30 protein-coding genes are annotated in these 24,803 nt (G+C 62.8%); 17 read left to right on the forward strand and 13 right to left on the reverse strand.

The features are described 5' to 3' along the window. Window positions 1–249 precede the first annotated feature (249 nt). The 7 genes from tkt to A3A9_RS0112660 all read left to right on the forward strand — a co-directional run bounded on the left by tkt (window position 250) and on the right by A3A9_RS0112660 (window position 9,703). The gene (gene tkt / locus A3A9_RS0112630) at window positions 250–2,241 is read left to right on the forward strand and encodes a transketolase (RefSeq protein WP_027059111.1); all 1,992 of its coding nucleotides are present in this window, start codon (window positions 250–252) and stop codon (window positions 2,239–2,241) included. Between the two features lie 158 nt (window positions 2,242–2,399). Further along, the gene (gene gap / locus A3A9_RS0112635; RefSeq protein ID WP_027059112.1) at window positions 2,400–3,410 is read left to right on the forward strand and encodes a type I glyceraldehyde-3-phosphate dehydrogenase; all 1,011 of its coding nucleotides are present in this window, start codon (window positions 2,400–2,402) and stop codon (window positions 3,408–3,410) included. A 184-nt stretch (window positions 3,411–3,594) separates the two neighbouring features. Then, window positions 3,595–5,484 (forward strand): potassium/proton antiporter, encoded by a 1,890-nt coding sequence (locus A3A9_RS0112640; RefSeq protein ID WP_027059113.1) that lies wholly within the window; start codon window positions 3,595–3,597, stop codon window positions 5,482–5,484. 123 nt (window positions 5,485–5,607) lie between these two features. Beyond that, entirely contained in the window at window positions 5,608–6,810 is a 1,203-nt protein-coding gene (locus tag A3A9_RS0112645; protein WP_027059114.1) for a phosphoglycerate kinase, read from the forward strand. A 121-nt stretch (window positions 6,811–6,931) separates the two neighbouring features. Continuing rightward, window positions 6,932–7,957: a class I fructose-bisphosphate aldolase gene (locus A3A9_RS0112650; RefSeq protein ID WP_027059115.1), complete on the forward strand. Its 1,026-nt coding sequence runs from the start codon at window positions 6,932–6,934 to the stop codon at window positions 7,955–7,957. Window positions 7,958–8,126: 169 nt separating this feature from the next. Then, window positions 8,127–8,867 carry a DUF899 domain-containing protein gene (locus A3A9_RS0112655; RefSeq protein ID WP_027059116.1) on the forward strand — a complete coding sequence of 247 codons (741 nt, stop codon included), beginning with the start codon at window positions 8,127–8,129 and terminating at the stop codon, window positions 8,865–8,867. Window positions 8,868–8,989: 122 nt separating this feature from the next. Next, window positions 8,990–9,703, forward strand: coding sequence for an SGNH/GDSL hydrolase family protein (locus A3A9_RS0112660; RefSeq protein ID WP_027059117.1), 714 nt, complete (start codon window positions 8,990–8,992; stop codon window positions 9,701–9,703). A 28-nt stretch (window positions 9,704–9,731) separates the two neighbouring features. Here the strand turns inward: A3A9_RS0112660 and A3A9_RS45180 are convergent, their stop codons facing one another. Together A3A9_RS45180 and A3A9_RS0112670 are read right to left on the reverse strand one after the other, a co-directional pair. Next, window positions 9,732–9,893 carry a hypothetical protein gene (locus tag A3A9_RS45180; RefSeq protein ID WP_080643995.1) on the reverse strand — a complete coding sequence of 54 codons (162 nt, stop codon included), beginning with the start codon at window positions 9,891–9,893 and terminating at the stop codon, window positions 9,732–9,734. 115 nt (window positions 9,894–10,008) lie between these two features. Then, window positions 10,009–10,962 carry a ring-cleaving dioxygenase gene (locus A3A9_RS0112670; protein WP_027059118.1) on the reverse strand — a complete coding sequence of 318 codons (954 nt, stop codon included), beginning with the start codon at window positions 10,960–10,962 and terminating at the stop codon, window positions 10,009–10,011. Window positions 10,963–11,270: 308 nt separating this feature from the next. Here A3A9_RS0112670 and A3A9_RS45185 point away from each other — a divergent pair, with 308 nt between their 5' ends. From A3A9_RS45185 to A3A9_RS0112690, 4 genes are all read left to right on the forward strand, one after another. After that, complete coding sequence (locus tag A3A9_RS45185; protein WP_080680850.1) at window positions 11,271–11,438, forward strand: hypothetical protein; 168 nt, start codon at window positions 11,271–11,273, stop codon at window positions 11,436–11,438. A gap of 103 nt (window positions 11,439–11,541) precedes the next feature. Beyond that, entirely contained in the window at window positions 11,542–12,114 is a 573-nt protein-coding gene (locus A3A9_RS0112680; protein ID WP_027059119.1) for a DJ-1/PfpI family protein, read from the forward strand. Between the two features lie 74 nt (window positions 12,115–12,188). Beyond that, window positions 12,189–12,596 carry a hypothetical protein gene (locus A3A9_RS0112685; RefSeq protein WP_027059120.1) on the forward strand — a complete coding sequence of 136 codons (408 nt, stop codon included), beginning with the start codon at window positions 12,189–12,191 and terminating at the stop codon, window positions 12,594–12,596. A gap of 171 nt (window positions 12,597–12,767) precedes the next feature. Further along, window positions 12,768–13,487, forward strand: a complete 720-nt coding sequence (locus tag A3A9_RS0112690; RefSeq protein WP_027031515.1) for a helix-turn-helix transcriptional regulator — start codon at window positions 12,768–12,770, stop codon at window positions 13,485–13,487. A gap of 63 nt (window positions 13,488–13,550) precedes the next feature. Here A3A9_RS0112690 and A3A9_RS0112695 read toward each other — a convergent pair whose 3' ends face one another. The 4 genes from A3A9_RS0112695 to A3A9_RS0112710 all read right to left on the reverse strand — a co-directional run bounded on the left by A3A9_RS0112695 (window position 13,551) and on the right by A3A9_RS0112710 (window position 17,327). Further along, window positions 13,551–14,246, reverse strand: coding sequence for a DUF1013 domain-containing protein (locus A3A9_RS0112695; RefSeq protein WP_027031516.1), 696 nt, complete (start codon window positions 14,244–14,246; stop codon window positions 13,551–13,553). 184 nt (window positions 14,247–14,430) lie between these two features. Beyond that, a complete protein-coding gene (locus A3A9_RS0112700) occupies window positions 14,431–15,513 on the reverse strand; it encodes a helix-turn-helix transcriptional regulator (protein ID WP_027059121.1) in 1,083 nt (360 codons plus the stop codon). A gap of 345 nt (window positions 15,514–15,858) precedes the next feature. Further along, window positions 15,859–15,999: a DUF1127 domain-containing protein gene (locus tag A3A9_RS42520; RefSeq protein ID WP_081850349.1), complete on the reverse strand. Its 141-nt coding sequence runs from the start codon at window positions 15,997–15,999 to the stop codon at window positions 15,859–15,861. A 317-nt stretch (window positions 16,000–16,316) separates the two neighbouring features. Beyond that, window positions 16,317–17,327, reverse strand: a complete 1,011-nt coding sequence (locus A3A9_RS0112710; RefSeq protein WP_027059122.1) for an NAD(P)H-quinone oxidoreductase — start codon at window positions 17,325–17,327, stop codon at window positions 16,317–16,319. Between the two features lie 120 nt (window positions 17,328–17,447). Here A3A9_RS0112710 and A3A9_RS0112715 point away from each other — a divergent pair, with 120 nt between their 5' ends. The 3 genes from A3A9_RS0112715 (at window position 17,448) to A3A9_RS0112725 (ending at window position 19,275) form a co-directional block, all read left to right on the forward strand. Then, window positions 17,448–17,642, forward strand: coding sequence for a DUF1192 domain-containing protein (locus tag A3A9_RS0112715; protein WP_027059123.1), 195 nt, complete (start codon window positions 17,448–17,450; stop codon window positions 17,640–17,642). Between the two features lie 90 nt (window positions 17,643–17,732). Beyond that, window positions 17,733–18,980: an MFS transporter gene (locus tag A3A9_RS0112720; protein WP_027031520.1), complete on the forward strand. Its 1,248-nt coding sequence runs from the start codon at window positions 17,733–17,735 to the stop codon at window positions 18,978–18,980. A gap of 31 nt (window positions 18,981–19,011) precedes the next feature. Then, window positions 19,012–19,275 (forward strand): ArsR/SmtB family transcription factor, encoded by a 264-nt coding sequence (locus A3A9_RS0112725; protein WP_027031521.1) that lies wholly within the window; start codon window positions 19,012–19,014, stop codon window positions 19,273–19,275. Between the two features lie 31 nt (window positions 19,276–19,306). Here the strand turns inward: A3A9_RS0112725 and A3A9_RS0112730 are convergent, their stop codons facing one another. The 5 genes from A3A9_RS0112730 to A3A9_RS0112750 all read right to left on the reverse strand — a co-directional run bounded on the left by A3A9_RS0112730 (window position 19,307) and on the right by A3A9_RS0112750 (window position 22,133). Then, complete coding sequence (locus tag A3A9_RS0112730) at window positions 19,307–19,771, reverse strand: SRPBCC family protein (protein WP_027059124.1); 465 nt, start codon at window positions 19,769–19,771, stop codon at window positions 19,307–19,309. Window positions 19,772–19,789: 18 nt separating this feature from the next. Then, a complete protein-coding gene (locus A3A9_RS0112735; RefSeq protein ID WP_027059125.1) occupies window positions 19,790–20,164 on the reverse strand; it encodes a nuclear transport factor 2 family protein in 375 nt (124 codons plus the stop codon). Between the two features lie 23 nt (window positions 20,165–20,187). Beyond that, on the reverse strand, window positions 20,188–20,514 hold the full coding sequence (locus A3A9_RS0112740; protein WP_027059126.1) for an ArsR/SmtB family transcription factor: 327 nt from the start codon (window positions 20,512–20,514) through the stop codon (window positions 20,188–20,190). Between the two features lie 5 nt (window positions 20,515–20,519). Next, window positions 20,520–21,176, reverse strand: a complete 657-nt coding sequence (locus A3A9_RS0112745; protein ID WP_027059127.1) for a glutathione S-transferase family protein — start codon at window positions 21,174–21,176, stop codon at window positions 20,520–20,522. A gap of 120 nt (window positions 21,177–21,296) precedes the next feature. Next, the gene (locus tag A3A9_RS0112750; protein WP_027059128.1) at window positions 21,297–22,133 is read right to left on the reverse strand and encodes an alpha/beta fold hydrolase; all 837 of its coding nucleotides are present in this window, start codon (window positions 22,131–22,133) and stop codon (window positions 21,297–21,299) included. A 90-nt stretch (window positions 22,134–22,223) separates the two neighbouring features. On the opposite strand from A3A9_RS0112750, the gene A3A9_RS0112755 reads away from it, so the two are divergent. The 3 genes from A3A9_RS0112755 (at window position 22,224) to A3A9_RS0112765 (ending at window position 23,680) form a co-directional block, all read left to right on the forward strand. Further along, complete coding sequence (locus A3A9_RS0112755) at window positions 22,224–22,745, forward strand: winged helix-turn-helix transcriptional regulator (RefSeq protein WP_027059129.1); 522 nt, start codon at window positions 22,224–22,226, stop codon at window positions 22,743–22,745. A gap of 77 nt (window positions 22,746–22,822) precedes the next feature. Continuing rightward, window positions 22,823–23,056 (forward strand): hypothetical protein, encoded by a 234-nt coding sequence (locus A3A9_RS0112760; protein WP_027059130.1) that lies wholly within the window; start codon window positions 22,823–22,825, stop codon window positions 23,054–23,056. Between the two features lie 192 nt (window positions 23,057–23,248). Continuing rightward, window positions 23,249–23,680, forward strand: coding sequence for a GlcG/HbpS family heme-binding protein (locus A3A9_RS0112765; RefSeq protein ID WP_027059131.1), 432 nt, complete (start codon window positions 23,249–23,251; stop codon window positions 23,678–23,680). A 297-nt stretch (window positions 23,681–23,977) separates the two neighbouring features. Here A3A9_RS0112765 and A3A9_RS0112770 read toward each other — a convergent pair whose 3' ends face one another. Further along, entirely contained in the window at window positions 23,978–24,379 is a 402-nt protein-coding gene (locus A3A9_RS0112770; RefSeq protein WP_027031530.1) for a hypothetical protein, read from the reverse strand. 235 nt (window positions 24,380–24,614) lie between these two features. After that, window positions 24,615–24,797 (reverse strand): 50S ribosomal protein L32, encoded by a 183-nt coding sequence (rpmF, locus tag A3A9_RS0112780; protein ID WP_008834724.1) that lies wholly within the window; start codon window positions 24,795–24,797, stop codon window positions 24,615–24,617. Window positions 24,798–24,803: the final 6 nt, after the last annotated feature.

Raw genomic sequence — 24,803 nt, forward strand, 5'->3', positions numbered from 1 at the left:
TGTGCCCTGCCCATCACCGAATCGTTCGCGTTCAGAACGCGTTATCCGCGAAACATTAGGCACCGGGTGAAGGCAACGTCAACAAAGCTCTCGCGACTGTCCCCCGCTAACGCTAATGTAGGCTTGGCGCCGGCATCACAAGACCGGCAAATGCGCACCGGTTTGTTGACTAAAAGCCGGCGCCTGCTATGTGTCGCGCACCCTTTTCAAGGCTCTCCCAAGCCCCCAAACCCCATTTCTGGAGGAACCATGACGTCGCGTGAACAACATGACCGGATGGCCAATGCGATCCGCTTTCTCTCCATGGACGCGGTCGAGAAGGCCCAGTCCGGCCATCCTGGCCTGCCGATGGGCTGCGCCGACATCGCCACCGTGCTGTTCACCCGCTTCCTGAAATACGACCCCAAGGCGCCGCACTGGCCCGATCGCGACCGCTTCATCCTGTCGGCCGGCCATGGCTCGATGCTGCTCTATTCGCTGCTGCATCTGACCGGCTACGAAGACATGACCATCGACCAGATCAAGCATTTCCGCCAGTTGGGCTCGAAGACCGCCGGCCATCCCGAATACGGCCACGCCACCGGCATCGAGACGACGACCGGCCCGCTCGGCCAGGGTCTGGCCAATTCGGTAGGCTTCGCGCTCGGCGAGCGCATCATGAACGCTGCCTTCGGCAACGACCTCGTCAACCACTACACCTACGTGCTGGCCGGTGACGGCTGCCTGATGGAAGGTGTTTCCCAGGAAGCCATCGCGCTTGCTGGCCACCTCAAGCTCAACAGGCTGATCGTCTTCTGGGACAACAACAACATCTCGATCGACGGTCCGGTCTCGCTGTCCGACAACACCGATCAGGTCGCCCGCTTCCAGGCCTCCGGCTGGAACGCCAGCCACATCGACGGCACCGATCCCGAAGCGATCGCCTATGCCATCGAAGCCGCCCGTCATTCCGACAAGCCGACGATGATCGCCTGCAAGACGACCATCGGCTTCGGCGCCCCGACCAAGGCCGGCACCAACAAGGCGCACGGTTCGCCGCTCGGCGCTGACGAGATCGCCGGCGCGCGCAAGTTCTTCAACTGGGATTCGCCGCCCTTCGAGATCCCGGCCGACATCCTCGACGCATGGCGCACCGCCGGCAAGGCCGGCGCCAAGCCGCGCACCGACTGGGAAGCCCGCCTGGCCAAGGCCGAACCCAAGCTCAAGGCCGAGTTCGAGCGCCGGATCGCCGGCAAGCTGCCGTCCAACTTCGACGCCGTCATCGCCGACTACAAGAAGAAGCTCTCGGCCGACAAGCCGAAGGTCGCCACCCGCAAATCTTCGGAAATGGCGCTGGAAGTCATCAACGGCGCGGTGCCGGAAACCATCGGCGGCTCCGCCGACCTGACCGGCTCCAACAACACCAAGACCAGCCAGACCAAGAACATCACGCCGGACGATTATGGCCAGCGCTATGTCCACTATGGCATCCGCGAGCATGGCATGGCGGCGGCGATCAACGGCCTGACGCTGTATGGCGGCCTAATCGCCTATGGCGGCACCTTCATGTGCTTCTCCGACTATGCCCGCCCGTCGATGCGGCTGTCCTCGCTGATGGGCATCCGCTCGATCTTCGTCATGACCCATGATTCCATCGGTCTGGGCGAAGACGGCCCGACCCACCAGCCGGTCGAACATCTGGCGGCCCTGCGCGCCATCCCCAACCACAATGTCTTCCGTCCGGCCGACGCGGTGGAAACCGCCGAATGCTGGCAGATCGCCATCGAATCCGAAAAGACGCCGTCGACCCTGGCGCTGACCCGCCAGAATCTGCCGACGGTGCGCACCGAGCACTCGGCCAAGAACCTGAGCAGCCAGGGCGCCTATGAGCTGGCCGCGGCCAGCGGCGAGGCAGCCGTGACGATCTTTGCCACCGGTTCCGAGATCGAGATCGCCCTTGGCGCCCGCGACTTGTTGGAAAAGCATGGCCACCCGACGCGCGTCGTCTCGGTGCCTTGCTTCGAGCTGTTCGACAAGCAGAGCGACGACTATCGCAAGAAGACGATCGGCAGCGCGCCGATCAAGATGGCGATCGAGGCCGGCATTCGCCAGGGCTGGGATCACCTCATCGGCTCGGACGGCATCTTCATCGGCATGACCGGCTTCGGCGCCTCGGGCACCATCGAGCAGCTCTACCCGCATTTCGGCATAACCGCCGAGGCCGCGGCCAAGGCAGCGGAAGCCCGCCTGCACGCCAAGTAAAGATTTGGCCAGCCCGGCGAAATCGCGCAAAGCGATTTCGCCGGGCTGGCCCAACCTAATCGATTTAAATCTGTGTCGCTGCGGCTGGATTCTTTCCGCTTGCGCCGCTATGAAGCTGCGGACCCATCGTCTGCCCTCCAACTCCCAGGGAGAGAAAAATGACCGTCAGAGTTGCCATCAACGGATTCGGCCGCATCGGCCGCAACATCCTGCGCGCCATCCATGAATCCGGCCGCAAGGACATTGAGGTCGTCGCCGTCAACGATCTCGGCCCGGTCGAAACCAACGCTCACCTCCTGCGCTTCGACAGCGTGCACGGCCGCTTCCCGCATGAAGTGTCGGTTTCCGGCGACCAGATCACGGTCGGCAAGGAAACGTTCAAGGTCACCGCGATCAAGGATCCGAGCCAGCTGCCGTGGAAGGAACTGGGCGTCGATATCGCGCTCGAATGCACCGGCATCTTCACCGCTCGCGACAAGGCCGCGGCCCACCTGACCGCTGGCGCCAAGCGCGTGCTGGTCTCGGCGCCTGCCGACGGCGCTGACCTCACCGTCGTCTACGGCATCAACCACGACAAGCTGACCAAGGACCACATCGTCATCTCGAATGCGTCCTGCACAACCAACTGCCTGGCGCCGCTGGCCGCCGTGCTGCACGAGACGGTCGGCATCGAAAAAGGCATGATGACGACGATCCACTCCTACACGGGCGACCAGCCGACGCTGGACACCATGCACAAGGATCTCTACCGCGCTCGCGCTGCCGCCCTGTCGCAGATCCCGACCTCGACCGGTGCCGCCAAGGCGATCGGCCTCGTCCTGCCCGACCTCAAGGGCAAGCTCGACGGCATCTCGATCCGCGTGCCGACCCCCAACGTCTCGGTCGTCGACTTCAAGTTCATCGCCAAGCGCGCCACCACGGTTCAGGAAATCAACGAAGCGGTGATCGCGGCTTCCAATGGCAAGCTCAAGGGCATTCTCGGCGTCACCCATCACCCGAACGTCTCGATCGATTTCAACCATGATCCGCGGTCGTCGATCCTGGCGCTCGACCAGACCAAGGTGATGGACGGCAACTTCGTTTCCGTGCTGTCCTGGTACGACAATGAATGGGGTTTCTCCAACCGCATGGGCGATACTGCGGTCGCCTTCGGCAAGACCATCGCCTGATCTGAAGGCTCACCTTCTCGAGACTTGAAACGCCCGGCTTTGTCCGGGCGTTTTTCATTTGCCGGAACAGCGGAAAATCAGCGGCCCTGGGCAAAAAACCACCCTCCCGCCTTGCACTGGCCATGCCTTCGCCCCACTCTCCCTTGAATCGGTAAGGCAGAGGAATTCGAGGGGCAAATCACGGATGGAGCATGCGATCTATCTCGTCACGCTGGTTGGCACAGCTCTTGTCGTCGCCGCCGCGTTTTCGAGCCTGATCGCCTTCCGCTTCGGCGCCCCGCTCCTGCTGCTGTTTCTCTGCATCGGCCTCGCTACCGGAACCGACGGCCTCGGCATCGAATTCGACAATGCCCGCATTGCTTATTTTGCCGGCTCACTGGCGCTCGCCGTCATCCTGTTTGATTCCGGGTTCGGCACGCCACTTAACGCCCTGCGGCAGGCGGCGGGCCCGGCGCTGTCGCTGGCAACCGTAGGCGTGCTTCTCACCACCGGCCTCTTCGGCGCCGCCGCCCACTATCTGCTCAACCTCAGCTGGCTGGAATCCTTCCTGCTCGGTGCCGCCGTCGCCTCCACCGATGCCGCGGCGGTGTTCTTCCTGCTGCGCGCCGGCGAGATCAATCTGCGCGAGCGCGTTCGTTCCACGCTCGAGGTGGAATCCGGAACCAACGACCCGATCGCCATCTTCCTGACCATCACGCTGGTCGAGATCATCGCCGCTCACGCCAACCCTGAAACCAATGTCCTGCTCACCAGCCTGATCCTTGGCTTCTTCCTCAACATGGGCCTTGGCGCAGTCGTTGGCGTGCTGGGCGGTCTCGCCATCGTGCGCCTCGTGGACCGGCTCAACCTCGACCATGGCCTGTTGCCGATCTTCGTGCTGACCCTGTCGCTGATGGTCTTTGCCGCGGCCGGCGCCATTGGCGGCTCGGGCTTCCTGGCCGTCTATATCGCCGGTCTCATCGCCGGCAATTCGGACATCCGCGCCGTCACCATCCTGAAGCGCTTCCAGGACGGCATGTCGTGGCTGGCACAGATCATCATGTTCCTGATCCTTGGCCTGTTTGCGACGCCCTCGCAATTTCCTGCCATCATGGTGCCGGCGATAGCGCTGGGCCTGTTCCTGATGTTTGTCGCCCGCCCGATCGCGGTCTGGCTCTGCCTGATCCCGTTTCGCCTGCCGCGCCCCGAAGTCGCTTTCGTCTCCTGGGTCGGCCTGCGCGGCGCAGTGTCGATCCTGCTGGCGATTACACCGCTGCTAGGCGGACTGGAGAATGGACGGATCATCTTCAACACCGCCTTCATCATCGTGCTGGTGTCGCTGGTCATCCAGGGCTGGACCGTCGGTCCGCTGGCGCGCCGCCTTGGCCTCATCGTGCCGGCGCGCCTTGGGCCGCTGGACAAGGTCGAACTTGAACTGCCGGGCTCCGCCCATCACGAGCTTCTTGCCTATCGCGTCGCGCCCGGCAGCCCGGTGGCGCGCGGCGAACGCATTCCGCGCTGGGCGCGGCCCTCATTGGTGCTGCGCGACGGCCGCTCGATGCGCTTCCAGGACATGGGCCGGCTCGCCGCCGGCGACCAGGTCTACATCTTCGTGCCGGACCGCTATCCGCGCCTGCTCGACAAGCTGTTTGCCAGCCGCGCCGTGGTCGACCCCGAGGATGCCGATTTCTTCGGCGCCTTCGCCGTCGATCCCGCCCGCTCCGCAGCCGAGCTGGAGGCGGCCTATACGCCCGGCCTGACCGAGGCGGAGCAGAAGCAGACCGTTGGCGCTCTGGTCACGGCGCGGCTTGGCGGCCATGCCGAATATGCCGATCGCGTGCTGATCGGCCAGATCGAGCTCATCGTCAGGGATGTCGACGACAAGGGAAAGATCACCGGTCTCGGCCTCTCCTTCGAGCCGACCGCGCCGGTGGCGCGGGTGCCGGTGTTCCTGAGTGCCGGCGAGATGGGCGATCGCCTGAGCGCCTTTATCCGCAACTGGCGCAAGCCGACGGAGACGCAGGTGGAAGCGGCTCAGGCGGAGCAGAAACCAGTCCCGGAGCCGGTGGTGGAAAAGGCAACAACCGAGAGCTGACACGCCGATCGCCTGCGCGCTCCTTCGCAGCCGCGTCAAAATTTCGTTCCCACCGCAGCCTGAACCTTGCATCGTCATTGATGCGAGGTATGGTCCCGGCGATTTTCCACGAAAGGAACCCGTATGGCCGCCTTCAAGACACTCGACGAAATCGGCAACATCAGCGGCAAGCGCGTGCTCGTGCGCGTCGATCTCAACGTTCCCGTCACCGACGGCAAGGTCACCGACGCCACCCGCATCGAGCGGATCGCGCCGACCATCGCCGAACTGTCCGGCAAGGGCGCCAAGGTCATCCTGCTCGCTCATTTCGGCCGGCCCAAGGATGGCCCCTCGCCTGAATTCTCCCTCGAGCCGATAGCCAAAGCGACGGCGCAGGTGCTCGGCCGCCCGGTCGGGTTTGCCTCGGATTGCGTCGGCGACACGGCCGGCAGTGCTGTCGCCGCCATGAACAAGGGCGACGTGCTGCTGCTCGAAAACACCCGCTTCTACAAGGCCGAGGAAAAGAACGACCCGGCCTTCACCGAAAGGCTTGCCGCCAATGGCGACATCTTCGTCAACGATGCCTTTTCGGCCGCGCACCGTGCCCACTCCTCGACGGAAGGGCTGGCGCGCCTGCTGCCATCCTTTGCCGGCCGCACCATGCAGGCTGAGCTCGAAGCACTGGAGAAGGGCCTGGGCAACCCCGTACGCCCGGTCGTTGCCATCGTCGGTGGCGCCAAGGTCTCCACCAAGATCGACCTGTTGATGAACCTGGTGAAGAAGGTCGACGCGCTGGTCATCGGCGGCGGCATGGCCAACACTTTTCTCGCCGCGCGCGGCACCAATGTCGGCAAGTCGCTGTGCGAGCATGACCTCGCTTCAACCGCCAAGCAGATCATGATCGAGGCGGCCGAGGCCGGCTGCGCCATCATCCTGCCGGTCGACGGCGTCGTCGCCAAGGAATTCAAGGCCGGTGCTGCCTGCGAAACCGTCGCCATCTCCGACGTGCCGGCCGATGGCATGATCCTCGATGTCGGCGACAGAACCGTAACGACGATCGGCGAGTGGATCGACCGCGCCGCGACGCTGGTCTGGAACGGCCCGCTCGGCGCCTTCGAGATCGAGCCGTTCGATCACGCCACGGTCGCTGCCGCAAGACACGCGGCGGCGCGCACCAAGGCCGGCAAGCTGGTCTCGGTCGCTGGTGGCGGTGACACGGTGGCAGCCCTCAACCACGCCGGCGTCGCCGACGATTTCACCTATGTCTCGACCGCCGGCGGCGCCTTCCTGGAATGGATGGAAGGCAAGCCGCTGCCCGGCGTCGACGTGCTGAAGAAGAAGGCCTGACCGGAGCGACAGCGCCAAAAGAGGCGCTGGAAACTTTCAATCGATTCGAGCTTTCCGATGCCATTCCTTTGGCGGTAGACTTCCGTTAAGCGCGGAACGAACCCCTTTCAGGAGAAGCAGAATGAGCGAACGTCTCGAAGACATTGCCGCCGCGATCGTGGCCAACGGCAAGGGCCTGCTGGCCGCCGACGAAAGTTCCGGCACGATCAAGAAGCGTTTCGACGTGATCGGCGTCGAATCGACCGCCGACAGCCGCCGCGACTACCGCGAGATGATGTTCCGCGCCAAGGAAGCGATGACCAAGTACATTTCCGGCGTCATCCTCTATGACGAGACCATCCGCCAGAAGGCTGCCGACGGCACACCGCTGGTCGACATCATCAAGGCGGCCGGCTCCATCCCCGGCATCAAGGTCGATGCCGGTGCCAAGCCACTGGCGGGCTTTCCCGGCGACACCATCACCGAAGGCCTCGACGGCCTGCGCGAGCGCCTTGCTGACTACTACAAGCTTGGCGCCCGCTTTGCCAAATGGCGCGCGGTGATCGACATCGATACCGGCAAGGGCGTGCCTTCAACCAATTCGATCAACTCGAACACCCATGCGCTCGCCCGCTATGCGGCCCTTTGCCAGGAGGCCGGCATTGTGCCGATCGTCGAGCCGGAAGTGCTGATGGATGGCGCCCACGACATCGACACTTGTTTTGAGGTCTCCAAGGCGACGCTGATAAGACTCTATGACGAGCTCCACGCGGCCGGCGTCGTCCTCGAAGGCACGATCTTGAAGCCCAACATGGTGCTGTCGGGCAAGAAGTCGGGCACCGTGGACAGCCCTGAGGAAGTCGCCGAGAAAACCATAAAACTGTTCCGCGAGACAGTGCCGGCGGCGGTGCCGGGCATCGCCTTTCTCTCCGGCGGCCAGGAGGACGAGGAAGCGACCGCCAACCTCAACGCCATCAACGCCATCGGCCCACATCCGTGGAAGCTGACCTTCTCCTATGGCCGGGCGTTGCAGGCTGCCCCGCAAAAGGCATGGAGCGGCAAGGCCTCGAACGTCGCCGCCGGCCAGGCCGCCTTCGCCCATCGCGCTCACATGAATCATCTGGCGGCGCTTGGAAAATGGAAGGCGAGCCTGGAACAGGCAGCCTGAACACAGTTCTTTCGTCACCTTCGAACCCGGGCCAATGCGCCCGGGTTTTTGTTTGTCACCTCGTCCTTGGGCAAGACCTCCGAATTCTTATTTTCTCTGGGCGTTAGCGGCCGCGATGTCGGTTTGCGCCCATCCCGAACGTCCTTGGGGTGCAGACAGGGAGAAGTTCATGCATCGCAACAAGGTCGTTTCGCGCGAAGACTGGTTCCAGGCGCACAAGGCACATCTGGTCCGCGAGAAGGAATTGACGCAACTTCGCCAGCGCATCGCGGCCGAGCGGCGTGAACTGCCCTGGCTTAAGATCAGGAAGGACTATGTTTTCGAGACCGAGCAAGGACCGAAGAAGCTGGCCGACCTGTTTGGCGCCAACAGCCAGCTGATCGTCTACCACTTCATGTTTGGGCCGGGCTGCAGCCATCATTGCGAAGGTTGTTCCTTCCTTGCCGACCACATCGACGGCGCCAACCAGCATCTCAGGCATCACGACGTGTCGCTGGTCGTGATCTCGCGCGCGCCGTTGGCGGAACTTCTGCCCTACAGGCAGCGCATGGGCTGGAAGTTCGACTGGGTGTCGTCCTATGCCTCGGATTTCAATTTCGACATGCAGGTTTCTTTCACCGAGAGGCAGATCGCGGCCGGCGACACCACTTACAATTTCGAGACGCGTCCGCGGACGTCGAAGGAGCTGCCCGGCACCAGTGTTTTCTACAGGGACGAGAATGGCGACATCTTGCTCACCTTCACATCGCGCGCCCGTGGCGGCGAGGCGCAGATCGGCGCTTACGACTATCTCGACATGACGCCGAAGGGTCGCAACGAAAATGGCCCCTATCATGGCCTGATGGACTGGGTGCGACTGCATGACGAATATCAGGACAAACAGGCGGTGCAGCCGAATTGCTGCGACTGAAGGCGTTCACCTCGGCCTGGACATGCGCTAAGCCTGCCGCTGATCTCAGAGCAATTCCAGGAAAAGTGTGAAACGGTTTTCCGTCCGGAATTGCGCAAAAAGCAAATCTACACGGTATCGCCATGCGCTTTCCCGCCTTTCTCACCTGGCTCGCCTTCCCCGTCTATGTCTGGCAGGGGCTCGGCGTGCGCCGCCGCACCTCGCGCATGCTACCGGCGCAGGGGCCGGTCATGCACGACCTAGCTGGCAAGGCGCCTGATATCTCGTTGCTCGTGTTGGGCGATTCCTCGGCCGCGTCGGTCGGCATCGGCAATTCGGAAAACGGGCTTGCCGCACAACTCGCCATGCTGATTTCGCAGCGCACCGGCCGCGCCGTGCGCTGGCGCGCCGCCGGCTTCAACTCGGCGACGTCGGGCCAGATCCGCGACCATGTCCTGCCCAATCTGTCGGCCGATCCATGGACGCATATCGTGCTCGCCATCGGCACCAACGACACCAAGAATTTCCACTCCGTGCCACGCTTCAAGAAGGAGTTCGGCAGCCTGCTCTACGGCCTGCGCGCCAAATGGCCGGAAGCGCGCGTGGTGTGGTCACCGGTGCTGGAGTTCACCCGCGCGCCGGCCATGCCGCCACTGCTCGGCAAGATCCTGGAGATCCGCGCCGGCGCAATGAACCGGATGGGCGAACGGCTTTGCCTGGAGCGCGGCGCGGTGCCGGCCCCGCGCCTGCCGATCACCAACCCCGAAGCAGGTTTTGCCTCGGACGGATTCCACGCCTCTGAAGCCGGCTATCGGGCCTGGGCGGAACATCTTGTCGGCCTGGTGCTTGCTGAATGAGCATCGACGGGCCGGTGGTTATGAATGCCTATGTCAAATGCCCGAGCACGGCTGCCAGCGAGATCGCCGCCATGGCCAGCAGCGCCAGCTTCCAGAAATCGCCGCGTCGCTTCAGCCCCGGCCAGCCGATCGGTTTGATCAGCTGGATGACCATGAAGCCGATAATGACAAGGGCGAGGAGTTTCGTCATGCCACCTTTGACCAGCAACGCGGCTGGCTGTCAAAGCACACCATTCATCCGCGCCCGGTGACAGGGCCGGCGCCACGATCCGGAACGCGGCGCCGGCCTCTGACCGGGAAGCGATCTACTTCAGCGGCTTGAGGCCGGCTTCGATCGAAGCGCGCTTTGCTTCGAGGAATGGCGGCAAGGCCAGGCTTTCGCCCAGCGTCTCTAGCGGCTCGTCGGCGGTGAAGCCCGGCCCATCCGTGGCGATCTCGAACAGGATGCCGTTCGGCTCGCGGAAATAGAGCGAGCGGAAGTAATAGCGCTCGACCTCGCCGCTCGACGGCAGCCGGAATTCGGCCAGACGCGCCGTCCATTGATGCAACGTCTCTTGGTCCGGCGCCCTGAAGGCGACGTGGTGAACCGCGCCGGCGCCTTGCCTCGCAGGCGCCAGCCTTGGTTGCACCGCGACATGAAGCTCCGCCGCCGGCCCGCCCGCGCCCATTTCGAAGACATGGACCTGGCCCTCGCCGTCCGGCGAGCCATAGTCGCGAACCTTGCGCATATTCATCACCCTGGTCAGCACAGCTTCGGTGTTGGTGATGTCGGGAACACTGATGATGATCGGCCCGAGGCCGCGGATCTGATGCTCGGCCGGCACCGGGCTCTGCGCCCAGGGATGGCTTCCGCCCTTGCCGCCATCGCTGACCAGCCGCAGCCGCTGGCCTTCGGGGTCTTCGAAGTCCAGCGACTGGTAGCCGCCGATGTCGGCAATCTCACTCGTCACGATGCCCTCGCCGTTGAGGTGCTGCTTCCACCAGGCAAGGCTTTCCGGACTGCCGACCCTGAGACTGGTTCGCGCAATGCTGTTTGTGCCGCGCAGTTCGCGGCCGACCGGCCAGTCGAAGAAGGTGAGATCGGTGCCCGGCGTTGCCTCGCCGTCGGCATAGAAGAGGTGATAGGCCGAGGTATCGTCCTGATTGACCGTCTTCTTGACCAGCCGCAGGCCCAGCACCTTGGTGTAGAAATGAAGATTGCCCGGCGCATTGGCTGTGATGGCGGTCAGATGGTGAATTCCTGTCAGTTGCAGGCTCATGGTCGTCTCCCTGTTTTGGGGAAGAATTTTCTCCCTTCATATCAGAACTGCGGCCACCTTGCTGAAGGCCGTCTATCCTGACAGTCCGTCGCCATGTGATGAACAACACCGCGCTCATTGTTCTTCCATTGGTGAACAATCAGCGCTCACCGGCTTGCTGTGTCGAGGCACGACGACAGCGAGAAACAAGGCTTCCCCTGAGGAGACGCATCGAACCAAACTATCGCCGAACGCCTGACATGCTCCTGACAGACTGCTGTCAGGAGGGGTATGCGATAGTGTCTCCATCAAGAGAGAGGAGACTGGTTATGAACGGTTACACCATTCTGCGCGGCATGCAGCATTATGTCGGCAAGGTTCGCACCATGCGCAACGAAATCCGCACGCAGCGTTTCATGAACGCACTACCCGCGGATATCCGCAAGGATATTGGCTGGCCGGATATGTATGCGGAACGTCGCTCCCGCGGCAATTGAGACTATTTTTTCGACACGAATATTGGATGTGGCCGGACCAGCGCCCAAATATCAGGCCCGGCATGCGAGGGATGGAGCGCGCTTATGCCCGAACAGAAAGACAATCGGCTTCCTCTTCATCGAAGGTTTTGCCGACTGGGAATACGGTTTGCTGGCGGCCTCGGCGGTTGAATGGTTCGGCGCCCGCGCCGTGTCGCTCACGCCCGAGGGCAAGCCGGTGACTGGAATCAGCGGCTTTCGGCTGACGCCCGACCGCTCGGCCGGTGTTGAAGAGAATGCCGATCTCGATGCCGTCGCCGTCATCGGTTCCGACCACTGGGCAGGCAAGGCGCCGCCGGATGTCGCTGAACTGCTCAATGCTGTTGCAACGCGCGGCGGCGTGGTCGGCGGGATTTGCGCCGGAACGCTGGCACTGGCGCGAGCCGGCATGTTCGAGAACGCCAGGCACACCAGCAATGGCCACGACTGGATCAACGGTCATGAGGCCGGCTATGCCGGCGACAGCAACTATCACGACGTGCCGCACGCAGTGGCCGACGGCAGGATCGTTTCCGCGCCGGGCTCGGCGCCCGGCACCTTCGCCCTTGCCTTTCTGAACACGCTCTATCCCGAAAGAGGCGGCGATCTCGCGCAGATGCGAACGCTGTTTGCGAAGGAGTATGCTGAAGCCTCCTGACAGTATGCTGTCAGGAGGGGCGTGCGATGATGCACGATCGAGACACTGCGCGTCGACGGTCGAGAGGACGATCGATGAAAAGCTGGAACGACAGGCTGAACACGCCTGGCATCAACGGCGTGAAACCAACGCCACGTTCGATGGGTGACGTGGTCGAAGGCCAGCCGATGCTGGTGCCGACCGCGCGCCAAGTTGACGATTTCATCCGCTCGATTCCGAAAGGCGTCGAGATGGATGTGCGCGCGCTGCGTACGGCCCTTGCCATTGAGCATGGCGCCGAAGTGACATGCCCTGTCACCATAGGCTATCATCTGCGCACGGTTGCCGAAGCCGCCAATGAGGACCTTGAGCGCGGCATGACGCTGAGCGACATCGCCCCCTTCTGGCGCGTGCTGGATGCGAAGACACCGACAACGCGTAAACTGTCCTTCGGCGCGGAGTTCGTCGCCGCGCAGCGCAAGCACGAAGGGCTGAAACCGTAATGCATGTCATCTGGAAGTGGGTCCGATACCGGGGCCACGGCATGCGTAGAGCAATTCCAGGAAAAGTGTCCGGCGGTTTTCCGTCCGGAATTGCGTCAAAGCAAAGAGATAGAGCGGTTCGCCGTTTCCGTGAAACGGTAAACCGCTCTAGCAACACTGGGGAAGCAAACGATGCGCCGCGCCGACAGGCTCTTTCAGATCGTGCAGCATCTGCGGGGTGGCCGTCTGGTCACCGCCCAGAAACTCGGCACGTGGCTCGAGGTTTCCGAGCGAACGATCTACCGCGACATAGCCGACCTGCAGTCAACCGGGGTGCCGATCGACGGCGAGGCCGGTGTTGGCTACATGATGAGGGAGGGTTTCGACCTTCCACCGCTGATGTTCACGCGTGACGAGATCGTGGCGCTGGTTGCCGGCGCCCGCATGGTGCGTGCCTTTGGCGGCGCCGCCATGGCACGCGCTGCCGACGAGGCGCTGGTCAAGATCGGTGCCGTGCTACCCGATGCCGAGAAGGATCGCATTGCCCGCACCGAAATCCACACGCCGATGTGGGTGGTCAGCGACGCCGCCCGCGAGGCGATCGACCTGATCGAGCGTGCGGTTGAGAAGCGCCAAGTGCTGACCGTTGACTATTCGGATGAGGCCGGCCGTAGCACCGCGCGCGACATCAGGCCGCTCGGGCTGTGGTTCTGGGGCAAGGTGTGGACGCTGGTCGCCTGGTGCGAGATGCGCGACGATTTCCGCGCCTTCCGCATAGACCGCATCGCCTCGGTGGTCATCGCCGGCCGCATCTTCAAGCCGGAGCGCGGTAAGCAGCTTGCCGACTTCTACCGCGCGGTGGAGCGCTCAGAGGACTACGGCATGGCGCCGGACCGCGTGGCACGCAGCTGAAGCTGCCTGATCCCGCAAAAAAGCCCGCTCGAAGCGGGCTTTTTTCACTGAGGGTGCGAGGCCTCACTCGTCGTCGTCAGCGTCCGTATTCTTCGACTTTAGCGCCGAGAGCTTGGCGAACACGGCGTTGGCGTCGAGTTCGGCATCCTCGTCCTTCGGCTTCTCGGGGGCCGGCACCAGCCGCTCGGTCAAGGCCGCCGGCAGCAGCGTGTCGCCGACCGGCTGCGCCGGCTCGCGGCCGCGCGAGGCGCGGTTGACTTCCATGTCGAGGTCGATCTGCGAAGCCAGGCCCAGCGTCACCGGATCCATCGGCTGCAGATTGGCCGAATTCCAGTGCTTGCGTTCACGGATCTGTTCGATCGTCGACTTGGTGGTGCCGACGAGACGCGAAATCTGCGCGTCCTTCAATTCAGGATGATTGCGGACCAGCCACAGGATGGCATTCGGCCGGTCCTGGCGCTTCGACAGCGGCGTGTAGCGCGGGCCCTTGCGCTTGGATTCCGGCACCCGCACCTTGGGGTCGGAAAGCTTCAGGCGCTGGTTCGGGTCTTTCTCGGCACGCGCGATCTCGTCGCGGGTCAGCTGGCCGGTCATGATCGGGTCCATGCCCTTGATGCCTTGCGCCGATTCGCCGTCGGCGATCGCCTTGACCTCGAGCGGATGCAGCCCACAGAACTGCGCGATCTGCTCGAAGGACAGCGCGGTGTTGTCGACCAGCCAGACGGCGGTCGCCTTGGGCATCAGCAGCGTATTGGCCATTTCAAAAAATCCTTCTCGTTCGCCCGCGTTCCCGCGCGGGCGGTGGTTTAGAGCCACCAAAATGGGAAATTCGCGGCCTGTATAACCGTTCCCTTGCTGTTTCGCAACGTTTTTGGGAAGGCGTGGCGGCCCCGATACGTGAGCCAGCCGGCAAGTGCGTTCGAATGCCCAGACCGCCGGCGACCTAGCCAAATGGCCCGGCGCTTTTGAGCAGGGCCACGAGCTGGCTTTGCTGGCGTGTCCCGGTCTTGGCGAATATTCGCTCGAGATAGGTCCGGGCGGTCTTTTCCGTGATGTTGGAATCGATTGCCGCGGCTTTGAGCACATGGCCTTGCGACAGCGCCGTGGCCAGGCGCGCCTCGGCTGGCGTCAGGTCGAACAGTCCGGCAAGCAGGGTTGGCGAAGGCACAAGGGAACTCGCGCTGAGCGCCGTCGCCGCCACCAGAATGTCGGCGCCCGAAAAGATCTCATGCGCCGAACGATGTAGGGGCAGCATGTGCAATATCATCGGCGACCGGCCGCCCAGGCCCTGCACCGGTATGGAGCGGACTGTCGGCTCCAATTCGTTGCGGGCGGCGACGACGGCCTGCTGGAACAGCCGATTGGCTTCGGCGTCGGCAATAGCCATGCCGCCAAAGGCGGTGGGCAGGAACAGGGAGGACAGGCCGTCGAACAACGCGTTGGCGACCATCACCCGCCCTTTCAGCGACAGGACAGCCGCAGGCAGGCCCATTGCCGTCATGGCGGCAACCGTCCCCTCGGCACGTTCGAGGCCGAGCCGCCCTGCTATCAGGCCGGCACGCGCCATGGCTGGCCGGAGACTGTCGAGCACGTCCAGGCTCTTTTGGTCGTAGTCGCCTTCCCCCAGCCGTCGCTGAAAGACGAAAATCGCCAGCTCGCCGCTGGGCATCGGTATCGCGGTGCAGGCATGCGCACCGATGCCCATGGCGCGCAGCCGTTGGCGTACCGGGTCATTCTCGATCTCTTCCGGTGTCAGGAAAGCCTCGACGTCGACGAAGCTCGCCGGCTGCAGCGCGCACATGCGCGAAACCGCCGCCGAAAACTGCAGCGTATCGCTCGCCAGCAATTCGCCCTGCAAATCCTGCAGGAATTCGATCGCCCTGCCGCGCGCGGGCTGATCGTCGCCGAACAGAAACACGGCGCCACCAACGGAGCCGGAGACGGAATCGATGTCCTCCAGCACATCAGGCCAGAGATCCGGCACGAAGGCCGCCTCATAGATCCTGTTCGTCAGGTCGTCGAGCATGGACACCGAGCCTTTCCGAGGCAAAGCATGGTGCCAAGTCCAAAACAATCAACGCTTCAGCCCGGACCGATCTTCCCCAAGGTCAACCATGCCACGGCGGCGGCAGCGGTCAATCATGGATAATCAAAATGCCACGGAACGGTTCCGCCCGAGGCGGGGTAGCCGCTTCTTGTCGCAAGCGGGCAGGGAACCGCGATCCTGGTACTGCCGAGGCAATGCCCTGGATCCCAAAAGACAAAACCCGCTGGACAAGGTCCAGCGGGCTCGGAACCGGAAACGGGAAACGTCTGCGACGGCTCTACTTCTCAACATGAGCCCGGCCTTGCGGCCGGGTCGTGCTTGAAATCAGATCGCCTGGCGGGCGATCCGCTCGATGTCGCCCCGGTTGATGCCGAGATCGTTGAGCTGACGGGCGTTGAGCTTGTTCAGTTCGCGCACGGTCTCGTTGTACATGCGCCAGTTACGGAAAGCGCGGATCGGGTTCATGGTAGTCCTCCTAATGGGGTGTTCGATTCGATAATGCTCAAATAGGCGTCATCGATGAGGACTTGAATGGCCGATTTTGCATAGCAATGATGCAAATGCTGCATTGCACCATTAAGCTTCTGTTCATCTTGTAGGCAGTGGTGCCACGCCGGGACGTTTCGACATTCAGGTCAGGCCGAGCCGAGAATGGTGGGGTCCGAGAACCGGAGCGGAGCGTACTCAAAGTACGTGAGCACAGTTCTACTGCGACGCAGTAGAACGGGGAAGCGCAGGTGTCAGCCATTTGCAGGCCGGCCTCACCGGAATATCGATACGTCTTAGCCGACGTCGAGCACGATCTTGCCTATATGCTCGCCCTCCTCCATCCGCTCATGCGCGCGCCAGGCATCGGTGAGCGGGTAAATCATGTCCATGACCGGCGCCACCTTGCGCGTGCCGAGCAGCGGCCAGACCTGCGCTTCCAGCGCCGCCGCGATCGCTGCCTTGAACTCGACCGTGCGCGGCCGCAGCGTCGAACCTGTATGGGTCAGCCGCTTGACCATGATCTTGGAAAAATCGGCGCTGGCGATGGCACCGGCCTGCACCGCGATCTGGACGATGCGGCCCTCGATGGCTGCCGCCTCGTAATTGCGCTGGACATAGTCGCCGCCGACCATGTCGAGGATGACATTGGCGCCCTTGCCGTCCGTCGCCTCTTTGACCGCCTTGACGAAATCCTCCTCGCGATAGTTGATCGCACGGTCGGCGCCGATCTTCAGGCAAGCGTCGCATTTCTCTTTGCTGCCGGCGGTGGTGATGACATAGGCGCCGAAGGCCGAGGCAAGCTGGATCGCCGTGGTGCCGATGCCAGACGAGCCACCGTGGACAAGCAGCGTCTCGCCTTTCTTCAGGCCGCCGCGCTCGAACACATTGTGCCAGACGGTGAAGTAGTTCTCCGGCACCGCCGCCGCTTCCGTGTGGGTGAAACCGGCCGGCAGCGGCAGCACGCTGCCGGTATGAACCTTGACATATTCGGCGTAGCCGCCGCCTGGCGTCAGTGCGCAGACCCGGTCGCCGATGCGCCACCGCGATATCTCGTCGCCAAGGGCGGCCACTTCGCCCGATACTTCGAGGCCCGGCAGGTCCGATGCTCCGGGCGGTGGCGGATAGGCGCCCTTGCGCTGCTGCACATCGGGCCGATTGACGCCGGCGGCATGCACCTTGATCAGTATTTCGCCGGGTCCGGGCACCGGCACGTCGCGCGTTTCCGGCTTGAGCACGCGCGGGCCGCCCGGCTCCGAGATCGCGATCGCCGTCATAGTTGCCGGAATTTTCTGTCCACTCGCCATGATTTCCCGTCTTTCCCAGCCGTTTTCAGATCGGCTGTTTGCATCGGCGCCCTTGCCCTATGTATGCTGATTGCCAAATCAGGCAAATGGCCAAACTGGTGTGGCGGAGGAGGAGCAACGATGGCGATCTTCGACGACGAACCCAAGAAGAAGGCGCGCCCGCACGAGATCGGGCAGGACCTGTCGCTGCTCTCCGTTGGCGAACTGTCTGAGCGGATCGGCATCCTGCGCGACGAGATCACGCGGCTGGAGGCGGAGCTCAAGGCCAAGGACAACACCAAGTCGGCCGCGGAAGCGCTGTTTCGCCGTGGATAGAGGAACGGGCGGAACGGCCCGCCGCTGAAAAGCCGGAATGCGACTGTCTTCAGACCCTGCCATCATCCTAGAGTCCAGCCGGATAAATAAATGCTCGCATCCTACAGGCCGATCCTTTCCCTGCTTCGCGGTACTGCCTTCCTGCTGGCGGCATCTGGATTGCATGGACTGCTGTTGCCGTTGCGTGGCCAGTTGGAGGGTTTCTCCACCGCATCACTCGGCCTGATGGGTACGGCCTGGGCCGGCGGCTTTGTCACCGGCTGCTTCTTCGCGCCGCGCCTCGTGCGCCGCGCGGGGCATGTGCGCGCTTTCGGCGCCTTCGCCGCTTCCGGCGCCATCGTGGCGCTGCTCACCGGCCTGATCATCGACGAATATGTCTGGATCCTGCTGCGCGCCTTCACCGGCTTCACTATGGCCGGCGCATTCATGGTCATCGAGAGCTGGCTGAACGAGAAGGCCACCAACGAAAATCGCGGCACCGTCTTCGGCCTCTACATGATGGTCACCTATGCCTCGATCATGGGCGGCCAGATGATCGTTGCCGGCGGCGACGTCAAATCGGCGTCGCTGTTCATGATCACCGGCATCCTGTTCTGCCTGTCGCTGATCCCGACCGCCGTCTCGACGGCCTCGCATCCCAAGCCGCTGCAGGACGTCAAGCTCGACGTCAAGGGGCTCTACGCCAACTCGCCGGTGTCGGCGGTCGCTTGCCTGTTGGTCGGTATCGCCAACGGCGCCTGGGGCACGCTGGGTGCCGTCTACGGCGCCCGTATCGGTATCTCGACGCCCGAGATCGCACTGATGATGAGCCTTGTCGTCGTTGCCGGTGCCGCCATGCAGCTGCCGGCCGGGCGCCTGTCCGACAAGACCGACCGGCGTTACGTGCTCGCCGGCGCCGCTTTCGGCGGGGCGTTGGTAGCGCTCCTGATCTTCCTGTTCGAACCGCGCTCCGCCATCTTTGTCATCGTCCTGACCGCCGCTTACGGCGCCTTCGCCTACACGCTCTATTCGATCGCCGTGGCGCATGCCAATGACCATGCGCGGTCGGAGGACTTCGTCAAGGTATCGGGCGGCTTGCTGCTGCTTTACGGCTTCGGCACCATGATCGGCCCCTTGCTGGCGGCAGCACTGATGGGCTGGATGCGCCCGGAGGGCCTGTTCCTGGCGACTGCCTTCGCGCATCTCTGCCTCGCCGGCTACACGCTGCTGCGCATCAGCCGCCGCGCTCCGGTGCCGATCGAAAATCGCGATGCCTTCAAGACGCAGCCGGCCGACCGTTCGGTGACACCGGAAGCATTGCGGCTCGATCCAAGAAGAAAAGCAGAAGCAAACAGTTGAGATTCGAAAAACTTTGCCTCACAAATGAGGCATGATGTTTTCCGACGCCTTCATGGCGATCGCCGACCCCAATCGGCGCCACCTTCTGGAAGAACTTCGACGCGGTCCGAAGACCGTCAACGAGTTGGCCGCCGGATTGCCCGTCTCACGCCCGGCCGTGTCGCAGCATCTGAAAGTGTTGCTCGATGCCGGCCTGGTCAATGCCAAGGCTGAAGGCACGCGGCGTGTTTATACGGTAAGCAATGCCGGATTCCTGAAACTCAACATCTGGCTCGATCAATTCTGGGAAGCCTGACCATTTCAGGCCGCCGCCTGATCAATGCCTTTCAGTTCTTCGCGTCCAGAAAGGCGCCGAGCAGATCGAGCAACACGCCTGTCCCGTGCTCGCGTGTCTCCGATTTGTCATGGCCATCGAGGAAAGCACCCTGTTCGGTCAGCACCAGCCGCGTGCCCTTGCCCTCGGCAAAAAGTTCGATCGTGGCCAGCGACACCGAGATTCTGATATCGCCGAACAGCATATCGTAGCTGTAGACGATGCGCTGGTCCTGCACGATGTCCTGATAGGTCGCGGTGTAGACGTGGATCGGCCCATCCTTTGGCCCACCGGCATTGACCTCCTTGCCGCCGACGCGAAAGTCCATCTCGAAGCGGCCAGGCATCGGGTTGTCGGGATCGGTGAACCAGCGCCGCTTGGCGTGAGGGTTGCTGAGCGCGAAAAAGACTTTCGCCGGCGCCACCGGATAGAGACGTTCGATGACGAAGGTGGAGTGGACGACGGAACGTTCGGTCATGGATTGCTCCCGTGTTGGTCAGCTTGACTGGTTCTGCGGAATGAAAACGCCATCGCGGTAGGAGGCACCGAAATAGACCTCGACGCTGCGCAGCTGGTCGCCGCGAAACGCGTGCAGCTCGGTGTTGCGGAAGGTCTTCCCGTCAAGTGTTTCGCAGCGGTAGAGGACAAAGGCGGCATCCACGTCTTCGCTGATCCGCTCGATTGTGATCGACTTGAAGGCGGGACTGTCCGGCCAGCAACGGGCGAAATAGGTCGCGCGGTCGATGGCATCGTCATAGGGGCTGGTAAACGTGAAGTCGTCCGTCAGCATCGTCTCGGCGGCACCGCGCTCATTGGCCTGATAGGCAGCGGAATAGAAACGGATCAGCTCCGCCCTTGCTTTGGCAGCCATGCTCGTTCTCCCTGTTGTTCAGCTCATTCGCTCTCGGCCAGAAAATCGCCGAGCCGGTCCAACCGACGCTCCCAGGCCAGACGTCGCTCATTGATCCAGTGCTCGGCCGCCCGCAACGCCTTCGGCTCGATCTGACAGGTACGCACGCGTCCAACCTTCTGCGTGCGCACAAGACCGCTCGCCTCGAGCACGTTGAGATGCTGCACGACCGCCGACAGCGACATCGCCAGCGGTTCGGCCAGCTGGCTGACCGAGGCCGGGCCACGCGACAGCCGGTCGACCATCTGCCGCCGCGCCGGATCGGCGAGCGCCTGGAACATCAGGTCGAGCTGGGCGGGATCGTGCAGCATTGCGATCAGCCGTTGTTGTAGGGGAAGAACTTGAAGTAGGGCTGCGCCTCCTCGATCACCCTGGCGAAGGCAGGGCGCTGCAGCAAGCGGTCATGATAGCGTTTCACGGCCGGGTACTTGTCACCGAACGGCTCGACCTTGTTGGCATAGAACAGCGCCGGGGACGCCGCGCAGTCGGCCATGGTGAAGCTCTCGCCCATCGCCCAGATCTTCGACTGCATGTCCTCTTCGATGATGGCGTAGGAAGTGCGCAATTGGCCGCGCGCCTGCTCGACGCCGAACGGATCGGTCTTGTCCTGCGGCCGCAACCGATCGCCGACGATCTTCTGCATCGGCTCCTGCACATAAAAATCATAGAAGCGGTCGGCCTGGCGGACGGCAAGTGCGCGGTCGATGTCGGCGGGAACGAGTTGGACCGGCCCGCGATAATACGCGTCGAGATATTCGACGACGATGGTCGATTCCAGCACCGTGCGGTCGCGCGCATCGTCGCGCAGTGCCGGCATCTTGCCGGTCGGCGAAATTTTCAGGAACGCCGCGCGCGACTGCTCGTCGCCAAGATCGACAATGACCCGGTTGAAGGCCGTGGCGTTTTCATACAGTGCGATCAGCGGCTTCCAACAGAAGGAGGCCAGCGGATGGAAATGCAGCGTCAGGGACATATCTTGCTCGTTTGTTTTCTGGTTCATCGATGGCGGGCTGTGCACCCGCTTAGTCAACACTGAAGCATTTACTTAACTATTGCGACGGACCTTGATCGTCAAGTCTGCCCCGCTCAAAGCTCAATGGGATTCGATATGCGCGACGATGGCGGCTGATATCGCCGGCCAGTCCTGCGGGTGCAGTTCGTGGCCGCCACCCTCGATGCGAAGCAGTTTTGCACCGGCGACCGTCTCGGCCAATGTTTCTCCGTGCTCGACCGGAAAGATCGGGTCCGCCGTGCCGTGAATGACCAGCAGCGGCGCCGCCATCTCCGGCAGGCGGCCCTTCCACGCATTGCCGCCCTTGAGCATGAAATGATTGGTTGCGCTCAGGAAGCCGCGGGAGCGGTCGTAATCCAGTTCGATGAAGACGCGCATCCCGGCCTCGTCGAATGGATGCGCGATGCCAGCGATTGCCCGCGTATCTCTCACCATGAAATCGATCACTTGGCGGCGGTCCGACCAGTCGACATCAGCGCCCTCGGCCGAATGCTTGGTATAGGCATCGGTCGTCTGCGGCAGATGCGAGGTGTCCATCCCCATCGGTGAGCTGCTGATCACGGTCAGCGACGCGACACGGGACGGATGCTTGAGTGCCACGCGTTGCGCGATCATGCCGCCCATCGACATGCCGGCGACATGGGCCTTGCCGATGCCGTGGCTATCGAGGACACCGATCGCATCATCGGCCATGTCGTCGAATGTGTAGGGCGGCTGGCCCGGCGGATATTTGGTCGAGCGGCCGGTATCGCGATTGTCGTAACGGATCACGTACAGACCGGCGCCCGAGAGCTTCCGGCAAAGCGCATCTGGCCACCACAGCATCGAGGCCATCGCCCCCATGATCAGCAACAGCGCGGGATCCGCCGGATCGCCAAAGGCTTCGGATATGATCTCGGGACGGTCGATCGTGGTCATCGCGGCCTCCTCATCTGATTGCATTTTGCAATCGGTTGCACCATAATAAAACTGATACGATAATGCAACTGGTTTCGTGGGGAGAATCGAATGAGCCTCGATCGACGGTCCGGCTGCCCGATCAATCTGTCGCTGGAAGTGTTCGGCGACCGCTGGAGCCTGATTATCCTTCGCGACATGATTTTCGGCGGTAAGCGCCATTTTCGCGAGCTGCTCAACGGATCGATGGAGGGCATTGCCTCCAACATCCTCGCCGACCGGCTGAAGCGTCTGATGCAACTCGGCATGCTGACCAAGGCTGACGACCCCTCGCACAAGCAGAAGGCGATCTACAGCCTGACCGAGATGGCCATCACGCTGGTGCCGATCCTGGCCCATCTCGGCGCCTGGGGCCGGGTCTGGCTGCCGACCAGCGAGGAACTCTCGATCCGCGCCGAGCTCCTGGAAAAGGGCGGACCGCCCATGTGGGAGAAATTCATGGACGAATTGCGCCATGAGCATCTTGGTACGCCGCTCGATACGGCGTCCGGTCTTTCTGTCCGCGCGACGCTCCAGGCCGCCTATCAGGCCGTGGTCGCCAGCAAGGCTCTCAGCGCCAGCCCGGCCGCCTGATCAACTTATTTTCCCGTTAAGGGGTCCGCTCTGCTAGAAGAGACGGAAAATCACAATTCAAGCGATTGGATAATGTCTTGGTTGAGAACTCTAGGGATAGTGCCCGCGCGCGCGCCGATCAGCGCTTCAAGAAGCAGGAAGAGGCCGCAACGGTCCGCCAGAAAGCAATGGCGGAATATGTCGCCGAGAGCGACGCCCGCAAGGCCAAGACCGACAAGCTGAGGGCCCTGCGGCTCGCCAAGGAAGCCGAAGACCTTGCCAACGTGCCGGCGGTGCCCGCCAAGAAGCCGGCCCGCGCCAAGAAAAAATAGCGCGCTGATATCCGCCAGTTTCGTCATCGCCCTTGATCTGGTGAGAGTTGATTGCAGCAGCGCATTGCCGCGTTCTCGGCGCGATCCGAATAAGCCTCATCCCGCCTTCTCACGCGAAGCAATTTCAATCGAAACCGGGATTGCATCGGCCGCCCGGCGGCCGATGATTATCCCTTTCAACAGGAGATTGTCATGACCGCACTGTCGCTCGAAACAGCCAGGCAAATCATCGATGCCGCCTTCACCAAGGGGGCCGATCTCAAGCTCAAGCCGCTCGGCGTCTCGGTGCTTGACGCCGGCGGCCATCTGGTCGCTTTCCAGCGCCAGGACGGCGCCTCGTTCCTGCGTCCGCAAATGTCGGCCGGCAAGGCCTATGGCGCGCTGGCCATTGGCATGGGCTCGCGCAAGGTCGAGGCCTTCGCCAAGGAGCGCCCGCACCTGGTCGCCGGCATTTCCGACGTGTCGGGTGGACGCGTGCTGCCGGTGGTCGGCGGCGTGCTGATCCGCGACAAGGCCGGCACCATCATCGGCGCCGTCGGCATTTCAGGCGACACATCGGACAATGACGAGGCAGCCGCCGTCGCCGGCATCGAGGCCGCCGGCTTCACCGCCGATCCAGGCTGAGGCCAGGGAACTTCGTCATCCACGGGCGAAGCAGGAGCGAAGCTCCGTCGCGGAGACCCGAGGATCCATGCCGCGACGCTTGCCGAAGATTGCAGCGGCGCACAATCCTGCACTGAAGCAACGCTCTGATGTCGCGGCATGGATCCCTTGGGCTGCGGAGCAGCTCCAGGGGTCTGCGCCGCGTCGCTTCGCTCCTTGCATCGCCATAGGATGACTACGCGATGGGCGTGTTTCGCCAATCGCCAAGGGATGCGATCTGCTAGTGAAAGCGGCAAGTCAAAACGTCTGAGCCGATCGTTAGTTCAGGTTGATATCCCGGCTCGCCGACCGCATCGACACCGCGAATCCGGCCAGCACATCGAACAGCGCGATGATCATCAGCGTGAAGAAGATGGAATGCGCGGCGCCCTTGACGAGCAGGAACTCGACCAGGAAAGCGACGAAGACCAGCGTCGACAGAAGATGATCCATGATCGAGGCGCTGGTCGTGCGCGCCGACTTCACCATTTCGAGGAACAGGAAGATCAGTCCGATCAGCACCAGCAGGTCGCCGAGCGTCATCGAGAACACCCCGCCCGACATCATGTGGAACGAGAAGATCTCACTCGCCCATGGATCATCGCCGCCGCCGAAAATTCCGAGCAGGCCAAGATTGTAGAGAATGAAAGGCACGATCAAGAGCGGGACGGCACCGAACATCTGGCGTCTCCATATAGGGGCACCTTCTGTAGAATGCGCCACAGGCACGCCGTCAAGATTTTTCGTGCAAAGCCGCCAACACGCTCGAAGACCGGATGCAACAACCATGTCAGCCGGCTGCCCGCGATGGCCGAGAAGGGCGATGTAAGCTTCGGCTCCGGTGATTAGCCCGCCAAACGCAAAAAGACCGGCCAAAGGCCGGTCCTTGGCAACTCAACCCTGGAAAAAGCTGGTCTCAGCTTTCCTTGGGGGTCAGCACCTGGCGACCGCGATACATGCCGGTCTTCAGGTCGATGTGGTGCGGGCGGCGCATTTCGCCGGAGTTCTTGTCCTCGACATAGGTCGGGGCCTTGAGGGCGTCGGCCGAGCGGCGCATGCCGCGCTTGGACGGAGAGGTTTTGCGTTTTGGAACGGCCATGGATGT

Origin of the sequence: Mesorhizobium loti CJ3sym (assembly GCF_000472785.1) — a bacterium.
Classification (GTDB): domain Bacteria; phylum Pseudomonadota; class Alphaproteobacteria; order Rhizobiales; family Rhizobiaceae; genus Mesorhizobium; species Mesorhizobium loti_E.